Genomic DNA, 19780 nt, shown 5'->3' on the forward strand with positions numbered 1-19780 from the left:
TATGCTGCTTTCCTACGACCACGAACCGCTCCTAGTAGACTTGCCCGACCTGGTGATAGGCGGCACCCTAGTGAAGCGCCGCGCCCGGCGCCGCCTGCTGACCCTGCCCGACGACACCACCCACCCCTGCGTGCTGGAGGTCGAGGTAATTCCCTACCAGCCCCTGGCCGATGGCTCGTATGGCCCCGAGTTGAGCGGCGGCGTGTTTCGCCGCTACACCCCCCCGGCCCTGCTGGCCAGCCCCCTGCGCCTGGTCGAGAGCGAGACGGGCCGCATCCTGGCCTCGCGCTACCTGGCCGACGGCTCGCTGATGCCCGATGCCGAGTGGTCGGCGGCCGTGGCTGAACTGGCGGCCGACGAAGCCGTGCAGGCGTTGCCGCAAAACCTCTGGTTCTGCCGCATGATGCGCCAGCAGCCGGTCGTAGTGGACGAGTTCATCAAGCAGTACATCCAGCTGGCCGGCCTCACCGGCGACCTCAACTAATGCAACGGCCCCCGCTTGCGCGCCTGGTGGTCTTTGCCCTGGTGGCCGGCCTCCTACTTTACCTGTGCTGGGATATGCCGCCAGGCTTCCGGCCGTAGGTCTACATCCGTCCTACGCCTGGCCTGGGAAAAAGGCAATCATTGTAGACCACCCCGCCGGGTGGTCTACTTGCTTATGTACGATGCCATCGCGGGTTCCTGCTGGGCCCTGGAAGCCAAATACTATTCGATAGCCAAGGCGGCTATCCTGGCCCGCCTCGAAGCGGGCTTGCCGGCGCTGGACGCCAGCGAGTCGAAACCACGCTCCTACGTGCACGTCGATGCCAAGGGCTACCCCACCATGTGGGTGACCCAGGCCGGCGAGCTGGCCGGCGTGCAGGTGGCGCCCCAGGGCCACGGCCTGAACCTGGCCTCAGGCATTGCCCAGGTGCTGGCCGGCCGCAGCGGCGGGGCCAGCTCGGCCAACACGTCGGGCTCGAAAGTGGCCGTGATTCCGATTCAGGGCACCGTGCAGAAGCGCGGCGGCTACTGCTCACTCGGCACCAAAGACCTGGTGGCCCAGGTGCAGGCCGCCAACCGCGACCCTGAGATTGCCGCCATCGTGCTCGACATCGACTCGCCCGGTGGGCAGGTCGATGGCACCGAGGAGCTGGCCCAGGCTGTGGCCCTGAGCGGCAAGCCCGTGGTGGCCTACATCGACGGGCTGGGGGCTAGCGCCGCCTACTGGATTGCCAGCCAGGCCTCGCACATCTTCATCAATTCGGCCTCGACCGGCTATGCCGGCTCGCTGGGCGTGCTCTGCATGAGCATCAACCAGTCGGCCTTCCTGGAAAAGCAGGGCGTCAAGGTCGAGATTCTGCGCTCCAGCCGCGCCGTGGACAAGGCCCGCCTGAACCCGGTCGAGGAAATGGACGCCTCGGTGCGCGCTTCGGTGCAGGCCGACCTCGACCAGATTGGCGAAACCTTCATCGCCGCCGTGACCAAGGGCCGGGGCGAGAAGCTCTCGACCAAAGAGGACGTGTTCACCGGCAAGGTCTACAAGGGCTCGGACGCCAAGAAATACGGCCTGGTCGATGCCATCGGCTCGCTGCAAGATGCCGTCAACAAAGCCGCCTCGCTCGCCCAGTCGGGCCGGGGCGGAAATTCTGCTTCATCCTTTACCCAAAACTTCAATTCCGCATGGCAAACAAGTTCGCCAACATCCTAGGCTTCTTAGGCCTAGGTTCTGATAAGGAGGCCGTAACCGAGGCCCACCTACAAGCCGCTGACGATAAAATCGCCCAGCTCACCGAGCAGAAGGCCGCTGCCGACCTCAAGGCCGAGCAGGCCGCCGCCGCCCTCAAAACCGCTGAGGAGGAGAAAACCAAAGTAGCCGGCGAGTTGAAAACCGCCAGTGAGAAGGTGGCCACCCTCGAAGAGTGGAAGAAAAACCAGGCTTCGATTGACGGCCGCCAGGAGGACGACAGCAACACGCTCGACGGTGGCGCGGAGGCGACCGAGCCCTGGGAGAAACTCTCCGCCTCGGCCATTGCCAGCGCCAAAAAGCGCGTGGGCGAAAAGTAGGCCGCAACTCACTCATTTATTAACTTTTAGCTAAACGTTTCCGGCATAACTAGCCGGCACCCTAGCAATGGCAGACAAAGCAATCGACTTCTCGGGCCTCAGTGCCAAAATTGCCAGCTATACCCTGCGTGAAGCGGGGCAGCTGCTCACCACCATCCTCATCACGGACCAGTCGTTTCTGGCCTACATGGAGCTGTATCCTGACGTGACCGACCAGCTGGCGCTAACCCAGATGTTCGTCTCGTCGGTGCTCCAGCCCGGTGGCAAGGATACCTTCGACCCGAAGGGCACGGTAGGTTTCAAGAACCGCATCGGCCAGGTGCGCGCCTGCAAAATCGACTATACCCTGACGCCCACCACCATCAACGCGATGTGGAAGGGCTACCTGGGCCGCATTGCCAAGAGCACCCGCGGCAACGTCTACGACGTGCCCTTCCAGCAGTACATCATCGACAAGCTGGCCGAGCGCGCCAAGGAGGAGATGCACCTGGAGGCCGTGTTCAAAGGTGTCTACAACGCTGATAAGAAGCAGGCTGCCCGCGTCTTCAACGGCCTGTTGCCGCTGATGAGCCAGTCGGGTGTGCTGGCCGCCAAGCAGATTTATGCCGGCGCGCCCATCACGCAGAGCAACGCCATCGACCAGCTCGAAGGCATTGCCGACCTGGTGCCCTCGCACCTCATCAACAAGGACTTGGTGATGCTGGTGGAGCCCACCGTAGCCAAGTTCTACAACCGCGACTACCGCGCCACCTACGGCACGAAGCAGGACTACCAGGGCTTCACGCACACCACGCTCGACGGCACCAACATCACGATTGTGCCCGAGCCCGGCCTGGCCGACACCGGCGGCATCATCACGACGCTGCGCAACAACATCGTGTGGATGACCGGCCCGCTGGGTGGTGGCCCCAACTCGTTCGTAATTGAGAAGCATCGCCGCAACGTGGACATCATGGCCGACTTCGAGGCCGCGCCGGATTTCGCCATCGCCGAGTACGTGTGGGTGAACGAGGCAGCCCTCGAAGCCGGCCGGTCGCTTATCGCCGCCGAAGCGGCCGAGCCTGCCCCGGTCATCTAAGCTGGCTAGCCCCGGCCGCCGCCTGGCGGCCGGGGCCTTGGCTGGCAGTTCACTCCCCCGCTTCTCACGCCTGCCCCAGAGTCTTTTCTTCTAACTGCTTGTTACTCATGAAAAACGTATTGCGCTGCGGCGCCCTTTTGAGCCTGTTGCTGCTGGTGGCCGCGCTCGTATTTCCCCACGAGGCGGTGGCCGTGGCCCATGCTATCTCGCCCGAGCACGGCCCGCTCGTGCTGGCCAGCCTCACCGGCATCGGCACTGGCTCGACCCTGGCCTGCGTGATTGTGCCCATTGAGGCCATTGTGCGTGACGAGTGCCCGAACCCCGGCGGCCTGACCGACCTGCACGTGATTCGTCGGCGCGACATTCTCACCTTTCCCGACGTGGACACCGATAAGGTGACAATCAGTACGGCCATCGTGCCCAAACCCGGCTGCGGCTTCGTGCCGTGGGATTTTGCCACCGACACCGGCGAGATTAATCATAAGTCGAGTGGTGAGGTAGGTACCCAGAGCGTAGGCCACGAGTTGAACGTGTACATTCCTCGCGGCGAGGCCGCCACCGATGCCGTGATTCAGTCGGCGCTCAACGGCGATTTCGTGGTGGCCGGCCGCGACAGCAACGGCAACCTGCGCCTGTGTGGCGATAAGTTCCGGGGTGTCAAGTTTGACTACGACTACAAGTCGGGCAAGAAGGGCACCGATAAAAACGGCAGCGACTTCAAATTTTCGGGCGAGGGCTTCACCCACGTGCCCTACTACTACACGGCCGCCCTGCCGCTGCTGGTGAAGTAGGCGCCCGGCTTAGTCCTAATCTGTAAACTGCTACTATTTAGCTCATGGCACTCACAAAATACAAATTGGTAGGCGATACCAAAGCGGTGTTCTTCAAGGGGGACACCATCCGGGTCGAGGACATCGACGACGCCCTGGCTGATAAGCTGTACGGCAAAACCCACGTGCTCGAGCGTCTCACTCCCGAGCCAACGTCGGCAGTGGCCGCCCCGGCTCAGCTGGCCCCGGCCAGCGAGCCGGCCGCCGCTGAAGGCGAGGCTCCGGCCGCTGGCCGCCGGCGCGCCAGCAACTAGCTCGGCTGAGCACCTGGGTTAAAAAGCCCCACCCTCACCAGGGTGGGGCTTTTTTGTGGCTACCTTTGGCCCGCGAATAGTACGGACTACAATAGAAGCACCCCTGGCCGAGCCCTTTGGAATCGGCCGGGGGAGCGTGCGGGTGCAAGTCCCGTGATACTTCGGGTGCTTCTGTGCCCGTACTATTCGCAGCGACTTCCTCGGCTTTTCCCTGGCGCTGCGCATGCCTGTTCCGGCTAACATCTTCCTTTCCAGGCTTCAGCCGCTGGCCGGGTACCTGGCCAAAGGCACTACTATTGATTCGGGGCTGCTGGAGGTGCTGGAGGACTTGCTGCCTCCCAAGCAACTAAATAAGGTGGCGAAGTTATTGGACGCGCTGCTAGAGCACCCAGCGGGCGCCCGGGCGCTGATGCTGACTGTGCGCTTTCTGCTCGACGAGTGGCTGGAGGAAGGGGAGGATAAGCTGAAAGCCATTAATCGCGACCTCGACCCCTACGCGTGGCTAGCCACCAGCGACCATTTGGAGGTGGTGCAAACCTTCCGCGAACTACTGTAATTCCGTCCTACTAGCGGCTTGCCGATTCGGCCACCTTTGATTTCAACGAACCTGAAATCAACGCTGTCCGAAAATGGAACACCCACTAGAAAAGGTATTTAGCTGGCTCGAAACCGGCGAGGCGGCCGACTACCGCACCGGCGTCCTGCTGCTGCAGGAACACAGTGGCAACCGGGGCCTGGTCAACAACCTACTCAAAAAGGAATCGGCGGCCAACCGCGAGAAGCTGCATTACGAGCTGGTGAAGGTGGGCTGCGGCGGCCGCATGGAAGATGTGAACGAAGTGCTCAACCACTTCGCCCAGGCCGTGCAGGGTGCCGCGCCCACGCCGGTGCAGCAGGTGGCCGATGTGCTCACGAGCCAGGACTTCCCTGCCCAACCGGAGCCGGAGCACGTGCCGGAGGCCTCGCGCCTGGTGGTCGATGACCTCACGCAGCTCATGGCCAAGGTCTACAACCAGCGCTGCCAGCTCAGCAACAGCCTGGCTACGCTCGACCCGGCCGATGGCCCCCGGGTAGTAGGCGAAATCCTGAGCCTGGAACACCAGTACAACGCCCTGGCCCAAAAGCGCCGCAACGTGCTGGCCGGCGAACAGCCCGCCCCGGCCCCCGGGCAGCCGGCCCCGGCTGAGCAGCCCGCTGCTGGCGAAGCAGCTGCTGCCCCCGCTATCGACCGGGGCGAACTGGTGAAGCAGCGCGGTAACCTGCGCTCGAATATTTCGAAGGCGAAGAAAAAGGCCGAGGAGTCCAAATCGGAGGAGAAGCGCAGCGAGTACGCCCAGAAGGCGGCCAAGCTTGAGGTGGAATTGCAGCAGGTGGAGATGCAGCTAGCCCAGCCCCAAGCATGAAACGGCTAGCCCTCGCCCTGGTCGTGCTGAGCCTGGCACTCGGCAGCTGCACCCCTTCCATTCACTCGGCTGTGGCCCCGCGCCGCTGGCTGAAATACTACCACCACGAGCAGCGCAAAAACGAGCGGCAGCGCCGGCGCCTCGTTAAAACCAACATCACGTGGAGCAAACTATAACCTGGCTGCCGGCCAAGCGCCGGCTCGACCAGCTCACGCCGCTCGAAAACAACCCGTTCGGCAAGATTACCCAGGAAAAGCGCCGCCGCCTCGAAGCCAAGCTGCGTGAGCTGGGCGTATTTGAGGCGGCCACGCTCGACACGGCCGACGTGCTGCTGACCTTCAACAAGCGCCACAACCTGCTGCTGGGCATGTACGGCCCGGCCTACGAGGTGAACGTGCTGGTGCCCGACCGCGAGCTGCCGGCCGATGTGCGCAAGAAAATCATCCTGGCCTCGAACATCAGCGAGGGCGAGTGGATAGAGGAGCTGCTGCGCGGCGACTACGCCGATGTGATGGAGGACGTGGGTTTGAGCCTGGCCGCGATGGATGCCCTAGTAGCCGAGGCCGGCGCTGCAGGAAAGGAAGCGGCCCCCGAGTACCCCATCGTGGCCGAGTTCAGCGAGAAGTACGACGCCTTTATCATTGTGTGCCGCAATGAGATAGACGCCAACAACGTGCGCGAATTGCTGGGCATCGACAAGCGCCAGAGCTACAAATCTCAGGAAGTGGGCCAGACCCACGTAATCGAGGCGAAGGCCTTCAGCGAGCGATGCACCTTGAAGTCGTAATTCCTAGCCACAAGCGGGCCGGGCGTATTCCCACGCTCGACCTGCTGCCCTCGGCCGTGGTGTGCATCCCGGAGAGCCAGGCGGCCGAGTACCGGGCGGCGCACCCGGGCGTGCAGCTGGTGCTGCACCCCGATTCGGTGCTCGGGCTCCAGGCCAAGCGCAACTGGATGTACAAGCACTTCGGCAACCTGCTGATGCTCGACGACGACCTGACCGACTTCCGCCGGCTCTACCTGCCCGCCGGCGAGCCGGTGAGCGTGAAGGACGAGGCGCGCATCCTGGCTATCGTGAACGAAACGGCCTACGCTGCCAAGCAGGCGGGCGCGTTTCTGTTCGGCTTCAGCTCGAACGCCAACCCGACGATGTACAAAGCCATGAACCCCATCCAGCTCACTGGCTGGGTCAATGGCTGCGCCCAGGGGCTCCTCGCCGGCTCGAAGCTTTGGTGGAGCACCGATATCAAGTGCAACTGCGATTACTGGATTTCGGCGCTCAACGCCTACCACCACCGCATTATTTGGAAGGATACCCGCTTCACCTTCCTGCAAAAGGACACCTTCACCGGGGCCGGTGGGCAGGCCGAGTTCCGCAACATGGAAGCCGAGGCGGCCGACTTCGCGCTACTGAAGCGCTGCTTCGGCGAGGCTATTCAGGAGAAGCGCGATAGCAAGCTGGCCAAGCGAAAGCATCAATTTCAAAAAACCTTAAAACTGCCTTTCTAGCATGGAAGACAATATTTTACAGCGTCTTGCTTTCTACTTCGTGATGGCCTTTCTGGCCGCGATGCTGATTGATTGCACCGGTGGTAAGTCCGTGGTGCGCGAAGCCGTAGTTATCGACCAGGTGTACGTGCCAGCGCACACGTCCTGGACTACCGACAGCAAGGGCAAGCTCAGCCCAGTTTACACCGCAGATGACTACACCATTGTAGTGCGGGGCGATGACGGCGTTATCGTGAAGGTCGATACCGATACCGAAGGCTACTATTCGGCCAAGCCCGGCAAGCACATCAGCTACCGCGCCCGGTGGGGCTGGCTCTCTCATCACGACTGGTTTCCTAGCTTTTAACTTGCTTCATTCACTGCATTATGAAAGAGGAAGAATACCGTATTGTTCAGGTATCCGACAGCACGTTCCATGTCGAAGTAGCCCGTTACTCTACTTACAAGTATTGGCCCTGGTCCCCACCAGTGAGTATTGTGACGTGGAAAAATGCTGGTATACCTGGCATCCCATTTCCATTTAAAAGCGAAGAGCATGCTCAAAAGTGGATTGACGACCAGCGTAAATACCCCATTGTTGTAAAGCACCCCGCCTGATTATGAAAATTATAATCGTAGGTGCTGGCACCATCGGGCTTGGCCTTGCTGCCCAGATGGCCGAAGAAGTTGCGAAGCTCGGTATCGATGCCGAGGCCAGGCAGGCTACTCCAGCTGAGGAAAGTCACTGTCAATACATGGAGCGACACGTGCAGGAAGTCTGCATTAGGAATAGGGAAGAACCGGTAATTGCCTTCGAGCAACCGCGCTTCAATGGCTACATGGGCCACAAGCGTAAGCGCCCACCGGAACGGATGAAGGTTATTGGCTGGAAATAAGAAAAGCCCCTGGTGACTGCCACCAGGGGCTTTTTGTTTCCGACTGCAAATTATTTTCGCTTTTTATGTATCCAAAATTTGGATACAAAGCACAAAGCATTATACCTTTGAAACATCAAATCACCCTCACTTCTCACACGTCATGAAAAACCTCACCACCACCGCCCAGGAGCCCGCCATCCTCACCGCCAACACCTACTTCTGGTCGCCCGCCAGCTCGGCCACCGGCCGTCGTAGCAACGAAGCCAAGCGCGTAGGCGAAGTAGCCGCCTGGCTGCTGAGCCTCGGCCTGACCCTGAAAATGAACGAGAACGGCACCCTCTCGGCCACCAACGGCACCATCGACGTGCACTTCAGCTACTCGGAGTCGTGCAGCATCGTGCGCAAATCGCTCTCGGTGAGCCGTAACGGCAAGAACAGCAACATTACGGCCCTGCGCAAGCTGGCTGCCTAGTTGCCCCCTCTTAATCGGACTGTTGGAATCCCGGCCCCGGCCGGGCTTTATCCACCTCAAATACATTTGGTTATGTGGTCGTCTAACCCCGCCATCTTCATTTTTGCCAATCCGGTGCCAGGCCTGGCGCCGCTGGCGCTCTACCAGCACCAGCGCGGCTCGTGCCCCGACGTGGTGAAGCAGTTCGCTCTTGCGCACCAGGCCCTCGCCCCCGGCGCCGACCTGGGCGAAACCATCTACCAGATGAGCGACTACCTGGAGGAGCTGTTTTCGGACGGCAGCGCAGATTTTGGCGAGCGCTACCGCTACCTCTACGATGCGGCCACCGACGTGCTGGTGGTGCGGCGCCGCAAGTCGCCGAGCGATAAGCTTGGCGTATATGACCGCAAGGCCACCTTCGGCGGCTGGCAGGCCCTGAACCTGCCCCCGCCCGTGCCCGCGACGTGGCACGAGGAGTTCAGCGGCTCGCTGGCCGACTTCTTGGCTACCTACCTGCCCAGCAACTGGTAGGCATTTTTCAATCGGACTAGGTGGAATTCAGGCAAGTGTCCTGAAAATGAACCTCCAACGCGCAAAGCGCACCCGCATTATGGCTACCGAAGCCACCCCTAATCCCACCCTTATCACGCTGCAGCCCGCTGCCTCGTACCTGCCCGGCACGCTGGGCTGGGTGCAGCAGAAGCTGCAAACGGTGCAGCTGCAAGTGCGGCCGACCAGCAGCGCCCACCCCCTGCCCGCGCTGTTCTACGGCTTTGGTGCCGGCAGCCACTGCTCGGCTATGCTGGCGTGCCTCGGCCAGGCCCCCACCGGCGACTACCGCCGTAACTACGCTACCCACCGGGCGCCTACGGCATTGGTAGCCGACCGCGTGTACGCGCTGTTTCCGCAGGCATCGCGTGAGCAGCACGGCATGTTTGACTACCTGACCGAACCGGCCCGCGAGCTGGTGCAGGGCTTTATTGAATCGGCCATCGCGGCGTTCCGTGAGGCGCTGGCCAACGACGATGACGTGGCGTGGCTCGCCTTCCGCGTCGAGTTTGAGCCGCGAAAAGCTGCCTAAAAGAATAGGCCCGCCCGAATTTTTCGGGCGGGCCTATCTTGCGTGGGGCCTAAAACCCAACTGGCCGCACATTTTTCAATCCCGCCTGTCGCAGTCCGATTCATGAGTTGGTCAGACAATATACACCCGTTTATGTACATTTTAGAAAGCCCCGATGGCACCTTCTCCCACCCCGACTGGCAGCCGCGCCAGGTAACCGATACCGACTGGAACACCGTTTCGGTGCCGAACGAGCACCGGCCAGGCCACTATGTAGAGCTACAACGGCACAACGTGCGCGTGCAGGACGATGCGGTGTATTTCGCCAGTGCCACCCCGCCGAGCATCGACGGCCAGCCGCTGGCCACGTTTCCGACGCACGAAGAGCTGGGCCAGTATCTGTTTGCGGGCCACACCATCAGCCCCGGCCCGGCCGGGCCTGAAAAGTCGGCGCCGGTGGCCGAGTGCAAGTTTTGGCTTCTACTCGATAAGCCGGTGGGCCGCGATAACTAATGCGCATCCGCTTCAAATTTGCCTCCAAAGGTGGGCTTATTCCGTTTGCCTACCAGGATGCGTTGCGCAGCGTGTTGCACCGCTGGCTGGGCGAGCGCAACCTGTGGCACGGCCAGGTGCGCTCAAAATTCGGTTTTTCTAACCTGCTGAACCTGCGCTCTGTTGGCCGCCACGGCCTGCGGCTACGGCACGGCGCACAAACTGTAGACTGGATAGTCGGCTTTTATGACCCGGTGCCCGCGCGCCAGATGCTGGAGCGCGGCATTGAGCTACGCTACGGTTTCGGCGACCTCAACCTGGTGGAGGTGCAGCTGGAGGCCGAGCCGCTGGCGCTGCCGCATGAGCTGCGGGTGCTCTCGCCGGTACTGGTAAAAACACTGGCTGGCAATGATACGCCGCATGGCCTGGGCCGCTGGGACCACCTGCTGCCATCTGACCCGGACCACTCCGAGTACTTGACCAATACGTTCCGGCGCAAGCTCGCCGACGTGGGCCTCGACGCCGGCAGCATCGAACTGCGCATGGCCGAACCGTTTCAAACGAAGCTCATCAAAATTAAGGAAACCCTCAACCGCTGCGCCGTCAGTCCGGTCACTTTTATTGGTGCGACCGACGAGCAGGTGCGCTTTGCCCGCGACTGCGGCATCGGCCAATCCACCGGCTGTGGATTCGGTTTTTTAGAATAGAGATATGGCTTACGACTCAGAACGCGACGAATGGTTGGCTCACCTCCGGAAATGGGGCGAGAGACTAGCTAAGCACAAGCACCCCGCTCACGGTACCAACTGGCAGCGGCTGAACATCAGCGCCCTGGAAACGGCCGCCGTTGCCACGCCTGGCTGCCTCACGCGCTGGTGGAACCGCACCCTGCGCGGCGCCGGCCAGAACGAGGCGCGCATTAGCCGCGAGGACTACCTCAAGCTGTGCCCCTGGCTCGCTGCCTGGTACGGCTACGAGCCGCCGACCCGTGAGTGGAAGTTCTCGTAAAAAAGCCCCTGGTGACTGCCACCAGGGGCTTTTTTATGCCCTTTTGACTGTGGGTAAATAATTGAAAAATAATGAGTTGAAAGGATTTGAAAATTAGTGTAATCCGTCGTGCTGGAAGACCTTTATACTATCAAATCACCCACACAACTCACACACAATGAGCACCCTAGTTCAAAATCCCCCCAAGCGCAAAGCTCGCCGTATCGCCAACTTTGTGCCCCCCGTTGAAGCGCCCCAGGTAGTGGCTGAGCCCACGCCCGCCCCGGTCGAATTGCCCGCCATCCTGGCTCCCGTGGTGCCGTGCCCCGCGCCGGTTGTGCCCACCGGCGCCCTGGCCGAGCTGCTGGCCTGCCCCGTGCCGGCGAGCACCCGCACCTACGCGCCGGTGAGCCACCGCGACCTTATCGAAGCCGTGAAGGAAGAACTCGACAAGCGGGGCCTGGTGCTAAAGGATGAGCGCTACCAGCACAACCGCAGCGGCCAGCAGCTATTCGGCCACATGACCGTCGGCGGCGGCAACGGCGAGCAAGACCTAGCCCTGGGCTTCCGCAACAGCTACGATAAGAGCCTGCTACTCGGGGCCGCTGCCGGCGCGCGCGTTATCGTTTGCTCGAACCTGATGTTTGCCGGAGATTTTAAGGTGCAGGCGATGCACACGCCTTCGCACCTCTCGGCCGGCCTGCAAAGCCTGGTGAGCGGGGTAGTCGATAACCTCGAAGCGCAGTTCAAGCGCATCCAGCTCGACACCGAGAAGCTCAAGCAGGTCGAAGTGAACCCGCGCATCATTCACGAAATCCTGGGCGAGCTATTCTATTCCGAGTCGGTGGTGAACGAGGCGCAGCTGCGCATCATTCGCGGCGAGCTACGCGAGCAAAAGAATTTCGGGGATGACACAATGTGGGATTTATATAATCACACGACGGAAGCCTTGAAAACCACCCCTAGCGGCCTGGTAATCGGCCGCCACATCGAGGCGCACCAGTTTTATATGCAGCGCGCCTAATACTTAATAATCAACTGTGTACCTGCGCCTCCGGCCCCTAGTCGGTCGGAGGCCTGGCCACGCCTTTGCCCTAACACAATGAGTAAGTACGATTTAAGAACCGCCAAGGGCCACGACTTCTTTGAAGTGAGCAGCGCCTTTCAAAAGTGTATCCGCCGCGGCCTCGAAGAAGAGGCGATGTATTGGGCCGTGGAGCTGTTCAACTCCAACTACGGCGAGTACATCTGGAAGCGCCTGCGCATCATGGCCAGCGAGGACGTGGGGCTAGCCCAGCCCGGCATCGTGAGCGAGGTGCACGCGCTGTATCAGCACTACAAGCTCCAAGCCGCCAAGAAGGAAGATAAGAACCAGCCCGAGCGCTTGTTTCTCACGCACGCGGTATTGCTGCTGGCTCGGGCCCCGAAGTCGCGCCTGGTCGATTGGGTGCTGATTGCCCAGTGGCGCTTGCACGAGCACGTGCACCTACCCATCCCAGACTTTGCCTTTGACAAGCATAATGAGGCGGGGCGGCGGCAGGGGCGGGGCTGGAAGCACTTTTTCGAGGAAGGCAGCCACCTCGAAAACCTGGGCGACGTGCCCGGCGAGGCCGAGGCCCGCTGCAAAGCGATGCAAGCTATCAGCAGCCCCGAGCCTGGGCTATTTGACCTCGACGGCAATGCCCAAGGGTGACCAGAAGGCCCGCGTGATGGCCAAGCACGAGCTAAGCGAGCCGGGCTACTACGCTTTTTCGTCTCGGGTGGGGCAGCAGCGCCACTTCAATGTGCAGACTGCCAAACTGCTTGCGGCCTGCGGATTGGACCCGCTACGCCTGCTTGATGCGCTGAGCCGGCCGGCCCCGCCCGACGTGCTCGACGATGCGCAGCTGCTGGAGTGGCTGTGCACCGAGTGCGACTGCCCGATGACCTTGCTGCGGGCCTACGTGAGCGTAGGTGGCGAGCAGCCCGATGGCAGCGAGTGGGGCCGCATTGCCGCTGGGCTCAACTCGACCACCGAGGCGAGCCTGAGGCGCTGGGGCGACGTGAACCACCTCACCCCGCAGCTGCTGCGCCGCTACACCGCCCCCGATGGCTTGCCGCTCGATACGCAGGCCGCTATTCTCAGTGCCGACTACGACGGCGAGCCCCTGGAGCCGGAGGCGCTCTGGCAATTCATCCTAGCCCACCCCGCCGGCCAGCACACCTACCGCCCCCAGAGCTACGGCCACCGCCTAGCTGAGCGCTTTCGACGAGTGGCCGGCTTCCGCCTCACCTGGGCCTACGCCAGCACCCTGCTGGCCCTTATGAATCAGCCTGACGATGAAGGCGATGACGTTCCTTTTTAACCCTCGAATCCCGGCAATTGCCGGGATTCTTCATTTCTAGCCTAGTGGAAAACCTGCGCTATTATAAAGCCTTCGTCAAAACTGTTGAGCAGCTGGGCCGCCGCCACGGCGTGGAGCGCGTGTTCAGCGATATGCTCACGCTCACCACGTGCGCGCTGCACCCGCAGACCCTGGCCCACCCTGGCCACGAGCCTGACGCTGCTAATGAGACCGAATACCTGGCCACGAGCAAGAGCTACCAGCGGCCCGAGCTGGATGGCATTGCCGAACTGATGGGCCTAGTGCTGCTGCAGGCTCGTGAGGAGCCGTTTACCGACCTGCTGGGCGAGTACTTCACCGAGCACGTGACCAGGGGCCACAACGGGCAATTCTTCACGCCCGACAGCATTTGCAAGCTCATGGCCAGCCTGACTGCCGGCGATGAGCCGCCCATTGGCAAAACCGTTTACGACCCGGCGTGCGGCTCGGGCCGGATGCTGCTGGGCTTTGCCGAGGACGCGCCCCGCAACACGTTCTTCGCCGGCGACGTGGACGTGCGCTGTGCCCGCATGACGGCCATCAACCTGTTTGCCAATAAGCTGACCGGCGAAGTGGCGCATATGAATGCCCTGTCCATGGAGTGCTGGCGCGGCTGGCACGTGAACGCGGCCCGGGGCGGCATCCAGCCGGTGGCATCGGCCCAGGTGCACCAGGCCGGCCGCCCGGTGCAGCGTGAGGCACCGCGCCCCGCACCCAGCCCGCCGCCCTCGCTACTGCTGGCCGTACCGCGCGCGGTGGCCGTGGCTAGCCCTGGTGCGCAGCTGGGCCTATTCTAACGAGCGGGGCCCGGCCGGCAATTGCCAGTCGGGCCCCTATCAAATTCACCCTCCTGGCTTCTCAGTTCCAGGAAGAGGAGCAAAGCTAAGCCCATTGTGATAAATACTTGGTATTCAAGGAAAAATAAATGTCTGTTAATTAGTGTAATCCGCTGTGTATGAAGACCTTTATACTATCAACTCACCCTCACAACCTTCTCACATGACCGCCGCAATCAATCAGGCCGCCGTTACGCTGGCCACCCTCATCATCCAATCGGAATATGCCGTGCGCCTCACGCAGCTCACGCCCTGGGCGTGCGTGCCGGCCGGGTATCGGGGAGCCGCTACCCTGGAAAGCCACGGCTTCTACTACTCCTTTTGGTTCGACTTCACCGGCAACAAGGTGCTCGTGCGCGTGGAGGGCCTGGGCATCTTCCTGGCCGAGTGGGAGGACGAAGAGCCGCCGGTGGTGGCCACCGTACCCGCGGCAATCGTGTACCAGCTGCCCACGCCGGAGGCCTTGCCCCAGGCCGCTTAATCAATTCTCCCTCCCCCTACTTCTCACCCCCAACATGGCAACCACCAAGAAACCTGCTACCCTGACCATCGAACGCCGCTACCGTCGTGGCAAAGGCGGCGTTATTACGGCCCTTACGAGTCGGCTATTACTTCCCCCCGCCTGGCTGCGAGCGGCCGGCTTTGCGCCGGGCGACCAGGTTGTCGTGGCGGTAGTGGGCGAGCAGCTGGTAATTAGCCCACAGCCAGTAGCGTAATACCGTCCTATTATCGCCTGAGGCGGGGTTACATCTTGAGGTGTAATCCTGCTTTTTTATGAAACAACTCGGTAAACCGGATAAACTCGATAAATACCGCTCGCACCTGGTCGACGGGGCCGACCTTAAGGAAGACGAGCTGGCGATGCTGGCCAAGTACCGCAAGGCCCACGGCCTGCTCTGCCTGGGCTTCGGCCGCAACCAGGTGCTGGCCACGCTGGAGAAGGAATACGAGCTGAGCCAGCCGCAGCTCTACGCCATCGTGCGCGAGAGCATCCTGCTCTACGGCTCGATTGAGGAAGTCGATAAAAAGGGCCAGCGCGTCATTTCGCATGAGAATTACAAGCTCATGGCCAACCTGGCGCGCAAGAACGGCGATATCGGCAATGCTATTCGGGCCCAGGAAAACGCCGATAAGCTACTGGGGCTCTTCGAGAGCGATAAGACCGTGCTCGACCCCAAGGCCTTCCTCATTCCGGTGCCGATGGACTTTAGCACCGACCCCGCCGTACTGCGCGAGCAGGAAACGCAGGATATTGATTTTGAAGACGTAACGGGAGGAGGCGAGGACGATGCAGCCTAAGGAAACACGCCGGCGTATCTACGTCAATGAAAAGCAGCGCCAGTTTCTGGCTGCCAAGCAGAAACGGCGCAGCTACGTAGGCGGCCGGGGCTCGGGCAAAACCACCGTGGCTGGCCATGAAACCCGCGTGGAGATGAACTACCTGCCCCGGGCCAAGGGCTTCCTGGCGGGCCTGACCTATACCCAGCTCACCAGCAACACGGTGCCGGCGATGGAAAAGGCCTGGGCCGACCACGGCCTGCGTGAGTACGACCAAAAATCCGGTTTTGGGCACTACGTGAAGGGCAAGCGCCCCCCGGCTAACTGGATTAAGCCCTACCAGCCGCCCAGCAGCTTCGAGAACGTAATTAGCTTCCTGAACGGCTACACCATCCAGATGCTGAGCATGGATAGGGCCGAGCTGGCTAGGGGTGGCAATTACGACTTCGGCCACATCGACGAGTCGGCCCTGATGAAGGAGGAGCACGTCAACAAGATTCTGCGCCCCATGATTCGGGGCAACATCTACCGCTTCAAGGACGAGCACCACCAGACCTTCTGCGATTATACCTCCGTGCCCTGGCTGCCCTCGGGCCAGTGGGTATTCAAAACCGAGGACCTGGCCAAAGAAGACCCCGATAACTATTTCTTTCTGGAAAGCACGGCTTACGACAACGTGGCCGTGCTAGGGGAGAAGTACTTACGTGACCTGCGCAACGGCATGACGCCCCTGGAGTGGGACGTGGAGGTGATGAATAAGCGCCTGACTAAGTTGCCCAACTCGTTCTATCCCAGCTTCAATGAGGAGAAGCACGGCGTCTGGAAAACCTTTACCTACACCCACGACGACAAGACCGGCCTAACCCTGGCCATTGATAGCGACCGCGATCCGGCCCGGGAACTGGAGCTATCGTTTGACTTCAACGCCGCGTTTACTTCCGTTATCGTGTGCCAGGAGAACGGCCAGGAGTTTCGCTGCCTGGATGCGTTGTGGGTCAAGCAGAGCGCCACTACCGTGCTTGATGCGTTGGTCAGCAAGTTCATTGCCAGCTACGAGAGCCACGAGCGCAAGCACGTGGTTATCTACGGCGACCGCAACGGTAATAACAAGCAGGTAGGCAGCAACCTCACCTTCTACCAAACCATTCAGCAGCAGCTGGCCGCTGCTGGCTGGACGTCGGTGCTCATGGTGCAGGGCCTCGACCCCGACCATCGCCTCAAGCACGTGGCCATTAACCAGCTGCTGGCCGAGACCAACCCGCGCCTGCCCGTCATGCGCTTCAACCGCAACAAGTGTAAGTACCTCATCATTTCCATTCAGCAGTCGCCCATCAACCCCGACTGGACGAAGAACAAGAAGAGCGAGAAAAGCAGCATCGACCAGGAGCGGGCCACTCACCTGAGCGACTGCTTCGACAACATCGTGTACCGCAAGTATGGCCACCTCTTTGGCCAGGTGCAGGTGCATGAGCCGGTCTACTTCCTTGGTCGAAGCTAGCCCACCTGGTACGTGAGGTGGCAATTGCCACTGCAAAACAATCAAAAAGGGCCCTGGCACTATCGCCAGGGCCCTTTTTGCTGTGCCCCAACCCCCCAGGGCCCGTTCATATATACCCCAAAAATTGCCATTTTGGCAATTGCCAAACGCTAAAGGGCGCGCACGGCCGCGTGGGTCACGCAATAAAATTTGGCTCCTGGGCGGCGCGTTCTGCCTGATTTTCAGCACCTGCGCTCGAAAACACGCAATAATTTATTTCCGTCCTACGCGCCGGTGGGCGAAAGTGGCAATTTGAGTCCCATGCAACGGACTCACATTCACATTAAGACCGTGCTGGCGGAGATAGAGCTGCCGGATGGCAACGGCCAGCCGCTGGCCTTTTCGCTCGGCTACTACAAAACCAACGGCACGAAGGGCAGCAAGGCGGCCGTGCGCAAGGGTGGGCATTCGGGCGGCAGCACGCCCGGGGGCGGCGCGGAGGGCCGCAGCGCCTTCCGCTACAAACTGAAGGAGAAAGGCACTGTGCAGCTCGTGGACTGCGCCACGGGCCGGCCCTTTGCGCTCAAAATCATTCTGCTCTGCCACTACAACGGCCGGGATATTAAGCACGGCTAGGCTATGAAAGCACGCGATATCAAAGACTTAGAAGGCGGTATCTACATCCTGCCCGGGGCCCAGGCCATTGTCGAGCTAACCAGTAGCGACAAGGCCCAGGACGTGAACTACGGCGCGGCCCCGCTCAGCCAGGGCGGGTTCAAGATTGCGCCCTGGGGCGCCGACAACCTGCAACCGCAGGCCCTGCTGGCCCTGGTGCACAACAACCACCTCAAGCCGCAGCTCATCACCACGGCCCGCGATTTTCTGCTGGGCTCGCGCATCGGCGTGTTCTCGCGCAGCATCAAGGAGGGCAAAATCGTGCTTGAGCCGGTGCTCGATACCGAGATGGAGGACTGGTACGAGTCGATTGACGGCGATTCGTCCATGCAGAGCCTGGCCTACAACCTCGAAACGTTCGCCAATTTCTTCGGCGTGCTCTCGCTGCAAAGCAAAAACTACGTCGAGGCCATCCAAAGCTTCGACGCCACGGTGGTGCGCGCCCTGGTTACGAGCAAGCCCCGGCCCGAGAAGTACGCCCTGCACCACGATTGGCGCAACTTCCGGGCCGATGAGGCCAAGATTCTGCCCGCCTACGACCCGCTGAACCCGTCCAAGTTTGGCGAGTGCCTGCTGCACGGCCGCGACTGGACACCGGGCCAGAAATACTACGACATTCCGCCCTTCTGGGGCGGGCGCAAGTGGACGGAGGTCAGCAACAAAATTCCGCGCTTTCACAGCAGCGGGCTCGACAACGGCTACAACGTCAAGTACCACATCAAGATACCGATGGGCTACTTCGACCAGTTTGGCGACGCCGACGCCCGCAAAAAGGCCGAGCTAGGCCTCATGGCCAACATGAACGAGATGCTGGCCGGGGTCGAGAACACGGATAAGGTGTTCGTGAGCAAGTTCGCCGTGGATGCCAGCGGCAAGCAGCTGCCGGGCTGGGAAATCGTGCCCATCGAGAACAAGATGAGCGACAAGGCCTACGATTCGGTGAATCAGCAGGCCAACATTGCCCACACCTCCAGCCACGGCATCGACCCCTCGCTGGCCGGCATCGACACCGGGGGCAAGTTCGGCGGCTCGGGCTCGGAGAAGCGCATCAGCTACCAGCTGCACGTGGCCCTGCGCACGCCCCAGAAGCGCAAAATCCTGCTCAAGCCCTTCCAGGCGGCCAGCAAAATCATGGGCTTCAACCCCGCCCACTTCTTCGGCTTCGAGGATATCGACATTACCACCATTGCCGACAACCCGACGGGCAAGCAGAAGGTGGCTAACTCATCTATGTAAGGTCATGCTATTCAATACGGTAGAAGAATTGCGCGCCTGCCTGAGCACGGTGCATAAAAACAACTCGGGCTCCTTGCTCAGCTACGTGCCCACGGCCGAAACGCTGCACCTGGTGCCAGTGCTGGGCGAAGGCCTGGTGGCGCAGCTGGGCAACCTGCCGGCCGTTGACCCGCCGGCCCACCTGGTCGCCCTGCGCGAGAAGCTGCGCCCCGCCCTGGCCTACTACGTGGTGCTGGAAGCGGCTCCGTTCCTGGCCACCACCGTGAGCGACTCGGGCGTGACCGAGCAAACGGCCGGCGGCGCGGTGCCCACCCGCCAGTGGTCGTACAACAACCTGGTTGAAGCCGCCGCCAGCACCGCCGATAAGTTGCTCGACGTGGCCCTGGCCTGGCTCGACCAGCACGCGGCCGCCTACGCCCAGGAGCTGGATTCGACCGAGTATCGTAGTCGCAAGCGCCTGCTCATCGCCTCGGCCGACGAGCTGGGCCAGTACGTGGCCACGGCCGGCAGCCGGCGGTTTTTCCTGGCCCTGCTGCCCACCCTGCGCCGGGTCGAGGACTTCGACATCGAGGACCTGCTAGGGGAGGAGTTGCTGGAGGAGCTGCGCGAGGGGCTGGCCAGCGGCGAGGCCCCCTCGGCCGAGGCCAGGCAGCTGCTTAAGCTGGTGCGCCCGGTGCTGGCCCACCGGGCCATCGCCCAGGGCGTGCTCAGCCTGAGCGTGGCCCTGACCGGCACGAGCCTGCGCCTGCTCTCCGACAACGAGGCCGTGCGCGAGCGCCAGGCCGCCAGCCCCGAGGCCCTGAGCGCCCTGAGCCAGCAGGCCTACGGCCACGCCGACCGCTACCAGGCCAAGCTCGCCGCCTACCTCGACCAGCTGCGCCCCACGGCCGCGCCCGTCGCGGCCGAGCTGTACGACAATTCCGGTAAAGCTTCTTTCTGGGTTTAGCG

At 61.7% G+C, this 19780-nt stretch carries 31 protein-coding genes; all 31 read left to right on the plus strand.

The genetic code is table 11. The features are described 5' to 3' along the window. The first annotated feature begins 1 nt into the window (after position 1). The 31 genes from Q5H89_RS08210 to Q5H89_RS08360 all read left to right on the plus strand — a co-directional run bounded on the left by Q5H89_RS08210 (position 2) and on the right by Q5H89_RS08360 (position 19778). Positions 2-484 carry a hypothetical protein gene (locus tag Q5H89_RS08210; protein ID WP_305018807.1) on the plus strand — a complete coding sequence of 161 codons (483 nt, stop codon included), beginning with the start codon at positions 2-4 and terminating at the stop codon, positions 482-484. Between the two features lie 174 nt (positions 485-658). Continuing rightward, positions 659-1690, plus strand: coding sequence for a S49 family peptidase (locus tag Q5H89_RS08215; protein WP_305018808.1), 1032 nt, complete (start codon positions 659-661; stop codon positions 1688-1690). Next, positions 1663-2046, plus strand: coding sequence for a hypothetical protein (locus tag Q5H89_RS08220; RefSeq protein WP_305018809.1), 384 nt, complete (start codon positions 1663-1665; stop codon positions 2044-2046). The genes Q5H89_RS08215 and Q5H89_RS08220 overlap by 28 nt, the downstream gene beginning before the upstream one ends. Before the next feature lie 67 nt (positions 2047-2113). Further along, positions 2114-3124, plus strand: coding sequence for a hypothetical protein (locus Q5H89_RS08225; RefSeq protein WP_305018810.1), 1011 nt, complete (start codon positions 2114-2116; stop codon positions 3122-3124). A 107-nt stretch (positions 3125-3231) separates the two neighbouring features. Continuing rightward, the gene (locus Q5H89_RS08230) at positions 3232-3915 is read left to right on the plus strand and encodes a hypothetical protein (protein WP_305018811.1); all 684 of its coding nucleotides are present in this window, start codon (positions 3232-3234) and stop codon (positions 3913-3915) included. Positions 3916-3959: 44 nt separating this feature from the next. After that, entirely contained in the window at positions 3960-4208 is a 249-nt protein-coding gene (locus Q5H89_RS08235) for a hypothetical protein (RefSeq protein ID WP_305018812.1), read from the plus strand. Between the two features lie 223 nt (positions 4209-4431). Beyond that, a complete protein-coding gene (locus Q5H89_RS08240; RefSeq protein WP_305018813.1) occupies positions 4432-4764 on the plus strand; it encodes a hypothetical protein in 333 nt (110 codons plus the stop codon). Between the two features lie 73 nt (positions 4765-4837). After that, positions 4838-5611 carry a hypothetical protein gene (locus tag Q5H89_RS08245; RefSeq protein WP_305018814.1) on the plus strand — a complete coding sequence of 258 codons (774 nt, stop codon included), beginning with the start codon at positions 4838-4840 and terminating at the stop codon, positions 5609-5611. Continuing rightward, complete coding sequence (locus Q5H89_RS08250) at positions 5608-5787, plus strand: hypothetical protein (RefSeq protein WP_305018815.1); 180 nt, start codon at positions 5608-5610, stop codon at positions 5785-5787. Before Q5H89_RS08245 ends, Q5H89_RS08250 begins: the two co-directional genes overlap by 4 nt. Continuing rightward, positions 5772-6398 carry a hypothetical protein gene (locus Q5H89_RS08255; protein WP_305018816.1) on the plus strand — a complete coding sequence of 209 codons (627 nt, stop codon included), beginning with the start codon at positions 5772-5774 and terminating at the stop codon, positions 6396-6398. The genes Q5H89_RS08250 and Q5H89_RS08255 overlap by 16 nt, the downstream gene beginning before the upstream one ends. Then, positions 6380-7120, plus strand: a complete 741-nt coding sequence (locus Q5H89_RS08260; protein WP_305018817.1) for a GREB1-related protein — start codon at positions 6380-6382, stop codon at positions 7118-7120. The genes Q5H89_RS08255 and Q5H89_RS08260 overlap by 19 nt, the downstream gene beginning before the upstream one ends. A 1-nt stretch (position 7121) precedes the next feature. Beyond that, the gene (locus Q5H89_RS08265) at positions 7122-7466 is read left to right on the plus strand and encodes a hypothetical protein (RefSeq protein WP_305018818.1); all 345 of its coding nucleotides are present in this window, start codon (positions 7122-7124) and stop codon (positions 7464-7466) included. A 20-nt stretch (positions 7467-7486) separates the two neighbouring features. Then, positions 7487-7717, plus strand: coding sequence for a hypothetical protein (locus Q5H89_RS08270; RefSeq protein ID WP_305018819.1), 231 nt, complete (start codon positions 7487-7489; stop codon positions 7715-7717). A gap of 2 nt (positions 7718-7719) precedes the next feature. Then, positions 7720-7995 carry a hypothetical protein gene (locus tag Q5H89_RS08275; RefSeq protein WP_305018820.1) on the plus strand — a complete coding sequence of 92 codons (276 nt, stop codon included), beginning with the start codon at positions 7720-7722 and terminating at the stop codon, positions 7993-7995. A 142-nt stretch (positions 7996-8137) separates the two neighbouring features. Then, positions 8138-8449, plus strand: a complete 312-nt coding sequence (locus Q5H89_RS08280; RefSeq protein WP_305018821.1) for a hypothetical protein — start codon at positions 8138-8140, stop codon at positions 8447-8449. A 72-nt stretch (positions 8450-8521) separates the two neighbouring features. Next, complete coding sequence (locus Q5H89_RS08285; RefSeq protein ID WP_305018822.1) at positions 8522-8959, plus strand: hypothetical protein; 438 nt, start codon at positions 8522-8524, stop codon at positions 8957-8959. 79 nt (positions 8960-9038) lie between these two features. After that, entirely contained in the window at positions 9039-9509 is a 471-nt protein-coding gene (locus Q5H89_RS08290) for a hypothetical protein (RefSeq protein WP_305018823.1), read from the plus strand. 132 nt (positions 9510-9641) lie between these two features. Then, positions 9642-10001: a hypothetical protein gene (locus Q5H89_RS08295; RefSeq protein WP_305018824.1), complete on the plus strand. Its 360-nt coding sequence runs from the start codon at positions 9642-9644 to the stop codon at positions 9999-10001. Next, entirely contained in the window at positions 10001-10687 is a 687-nt protein-coding gene (locus Q5H89_RS08300; RefSeq protein ID WP_305018825.1) for a CRISPR-associated endoribonuclease Cas6, read from the plus strand. Before Q5H89_RS08295 ends, Q5H89_RS08300 begins: the two co-directional genes overlap by 1 nt. Before the next feature lie 4 nt (positions 10688-10691). Further along, complete coding sequence (locus Q5H89_RS08305) at positions 10692-10988, plus strand: hypothetical protein (protein ID WP_305018826.1); 297 nt, start codon at positions 10692-10694, stop codon at positions 10986-10988. A 214-nt stretch (positions 10989-11202) separates the two neighbouring features. Continuing rightward, positions 11203-11991, plus strand: coding sequence for a DUF932 domain-containing protein (locus tag Q5H89_RS08310; RefSeq protein ID WP_305018827.1), 789 nt, complete (start codon positions 11203-11205; stop codon positions 11989-11991). A 78-nt stretch (positions 11992-12069) separates the two neighbouring features. Further along, the gene (locus tag Q5H89_RS08315; protein ID WP_305018828.1) at positions 12070-12660 is read left to right on the plus strand and encodes an AAA family ATPase; all 591 of its coding nucleotides are present in this window, start codon (positions 12070-12072) and stop codon (positions 12658-12660) included. After that, a complete protein-coding gene (locus Q5H89_RS08320) occupies positions 12647-13312 on the plus strand; it encodes a hypothetical protein (protein ID WP_305018829.1) in 666 nt (221 codons plus the stop codon). Before Q5H89_RS08315 ends, Q5H89_RS08320 begins: the two co-directional genes overlap by 14 nt. A 44-nt stretch (positions 13313-13356) precedes the next feature. Beyond that, positions 13357-14127, plus strand: coding sequence for an N-6 DNA methylase (locus Q5H89_RS08325; RefSeq protein WP_305018830.1), 771 nt, complete (start codon positions 13357-13359; stop codon positions 14125-14127). Between the two features lie 202 nt (positions 14128-14329). Continuing rightward, positions 14330-14647, plus strand: a complete 318-nt coding sequence (locus Q5H89_RS08330) for a hypothetical protein (RefSeq protein ID WP_305018831.1) — start codon at positions 14330-14332, stop codon at positions 14645-14647. 34 nt (positions 14648-14681) lie between these two features. Next, a complete protein-coding gene (locus Q5H89_RS08335) occupies positions 14682-14882 on the plus strand; it encodes an AbrB/MazE/SpoVT family DNA-binding domain-containing protein (protein WP_305018832.1) in 201 nt (66 codons plus the stop codon). 58 nt (positions 14883-14940) lie between these two features. After that, positions 14941-15465, plus strand: a complete 525-nt coding sequence (locus Q5H89_RS08340; protein WP_305018833.1) for a hypothetical protein — start codon at positions 14941-14943, stop codon at positions 15463-15465. Further along, entirely contained in the window at positions 15455-16942 is a 1488-nt protein-coding gene (locus tag Q5H89_RS08345; RefSeq protein ID WP_305018834.1) for a terminase large subunit domain-containing protein, read from the plus strand. Before Q5H89_RS08340 ends, Q5H89_RS08345 begins: the two co-directional genes overlap by 11 nt. 300 nt (positions 16943-17242) lie before the next feature. Continuing rightward, positions 17243-17557: a hypothetical protein gene (locus Q5H89_RS08350; RefSeq protein WP_305018835.1), complete on the plus strand. Its 315-nt coding sequence runs from the start codon at positions 17243-17245 to the stop codon at positions 17555-17557. A gap of 3 nt (positions 17558-17560) precedes the next feature. Continuing rightward, positions 17561-18832 carry a hypothetical protein gene (locus Q5H89_RS08355; RefSeq protein WP_305018836.1) on the plus strand — a complete coding sequence of 424 codons (1272 nt, stop codon included), beginning with the start codon at positions 17561-17563 and terminating at the stop codon, positions 18830-18832. Between the two features lie 4 nt (positions 18833-18836). Then, the gene (locus Q5H89_RS08360) at positions 18837-19778 is read left to right on the plus strand and encodes a DUF6712 family protein (protein ID WP_305018837.1); all 942 of its coding nucleotides are present in this window, start codon (positions 18837-18839) and stop codon (positions 19776-19778) included. Positions 19779-19780 lie beyond the last annotated feature (2 nt).

The organism is Hymenobacter cheonanensis, from assembly GCF_030581075.1.
Taxonomy (GTDB): domain Bacteria; phylum Bacteroidota; class Bacteroidia; order Cytophagales; family Hymenobacteraceae; genus Hymenobacter.

Coding starts and splice junctions, on each gene's coding strand:
- Q5H89_RS08210 (WP_305018807.1), top strand. CDS start 2: ATGCTGCTTTCCTACGACCACGAACCGCTCCTAGTAGACTTGCCCGAC.
- Q5H89_RS08215 (WP_305018808.1), top strand. CDS start 659: ATGTACGATGCCATCGCGGGTTCCTGCTGGGCCCTGGAAGCCAAATAC.
- Q5H89_RS08220 (WP_305018809.1), top strand. CDS start 1,663: ATGGCAAACAAGTTCGCCAACATCCTAGGCTTCTTAGGCCTAGGTTCT.
- Q5H89_RS08225 (WP_305018810.1), top strand. CDS start 2,114: ATGGCAGACAAAGCAATCGACTTCTCGGGCCTCAGTGCCAAAATTGCC.
- Q5H89_RS08230 (WP_305018811.1), top strand. CDS start 3,232: ATGAAAAACGTATTGCGCTGCGGCGCCCTTTTGAGCCTGTTGCTGCTG.
- Q5H89_RS08235 (WP_305018812.1), top strand. CDS start 3,960: ATGGCACTCACAAAATACAAATTGGTAGGCGATACCAAAGCGGTGTTC.
- Q5H89_RS08240 (WP_305018813.1), top strand. CDS start 4,432: ATGCCTGTTCCGGCTAACATCTTCCTTTCCAGGCTTCAGCCGCTGGCC.
- Q5H89_RS08245 (WP_305018814.1), top strand. CDS start 4,838: ATGGAACACCCACTAGAAAAGGTATTTAGCTGGCTCGAAACCGGCGAG.
- Q5H89_RS08250 (WP_305018815.1), top strand. CDS start 5,608: ATGAAACGGCTAGCCCTCGCCCTGGTCGTGCTGAGCCTGGCACTCGGC.
- Q5H89_RS08260 (WP_305018817.1), top strand. CDS start 6,380: ATGCACCTTGAAGTCGTAATTCCTAGCCACAAGCGGGCCGGGCGTATT.
- Q5H89_RS08265 (WP_305018818.1), top strand. CDS start 7,122: ATGGAAGACAATATTTTACAGCGTCTTGCTTTCTACTTCGTGATGGCC.
- Q5H89_RS08270 (WP_305018819.1), top strand. CDS start 7,487: ATGAAAGAGGAAGAATACCGTATTGTTCAGGTATCCGACAGCACGTTC.
- Q5H89_RS08275 (WP_305018820.1), top strand. CDS start 7,720: ATGAAAATTATAATCGTAGGTGCTGGCACCATCGGGCTTGGCCTTGCT.
- Q5H89_RS08280 (WP_305018821.1), top strand. CDS start 8,138: ATGAAAAACCTCACCACCACCGCCCAGGAGCCCGCCATCCTCACCGCC.
- Q5H89_RS08285 (WP_305018822.1), top strand. CDS start 8,522: ATGTGGTCGTCTAACCCCGCCATCTTCATTTTTGCCAATCCGGTGCCA.
- Q5H89_RS08290 (WP_305018823.1), top strand. CDS start 9,039: ATGGCTACCGAAGCCACCCCTAATCCCACCCTTATCACGCTGCAGCCC.
- Q5H89_RS08295 (WP_305018824.1), top strand. CDS start 9,642: ATGTACATTTTAGAAAGCCCCGATGGCACCTTCTCCCACCCCGACTGG.
- Q5H89_RS08300 (WP_305018825.1), top strand. CDS start 10,001: ATGCGCATCCGCTTCAAATTTGCCTCCAAAGGTGGGCTTATTCCGTTT.
- Q5H89_RS08305 (WP_305018826.1), top strand. CDS start 10,692: ATGGCTTACGACTCAGAACGCGACGAATGGTTGGCTCACCTCCGGAAA.
- Q5H89_RS08315 (WP_305018828.1), top strand. CDS start 12,070: ATGAGTAAGTACGATTTAAGAACCGCCAAGGGCCACGACTTCTTTGAA.
- Q5H89_RS08320 (WP_305018829.1), top strand. CDS start 12,647: ATGCCCAAGGGTGACCAGAAGGCCCGCGTGATGGCCAAGCACGAGCTA.
- Q5H89_RS08330 (WP_305018831.1), top strand. CDS start 14,330: ATGACCGCCGCAATCAATCAGGCCGCCGTTACGCTGGCCACCCTCATC.
- Q5H89_RS08335 (WP_305018832.1), top strand. CDS start 14,682: ATGGCAACCACCAAGAAACCTGCTACCCTGACCATCGAACGCCGCTAC.
- Q5H89_RS08340 (WP_305018833.1), top strand. CDS start 14,941: ATGAAACAACTCGGTAAACCGGATAAACTCGATAAATACCGCTCGCAC.
- Q5H89_RS08345 (WP_305018834.1), top strand. CDS start 15,455: ATGCAGCCTAAGGAAACACGCCGGCGTATCTACGTCAATGAAAAGCAG.
- Q5H89_RS08350 (WP_305018835.1), top strand. CDS start 17,243: ATGCAACGGACTCACATTCACATTAAGACCGTGCTGGCGGAGATAGAG.
- Q5H89_RS08355 (WP_305018836.1), top strand. CDS start 17,561: ATGAAAGCACGCGATATCAAAGACTTAGAAGGCGGTATCTACATCCTG.
- Q5H89_RS08360 (WP_305018837.1), top strand. CDS start 18,837: ATGCTATTCAATACGGTAGAAGAATTGCGCGCCTGCCTGAGCACGGTG.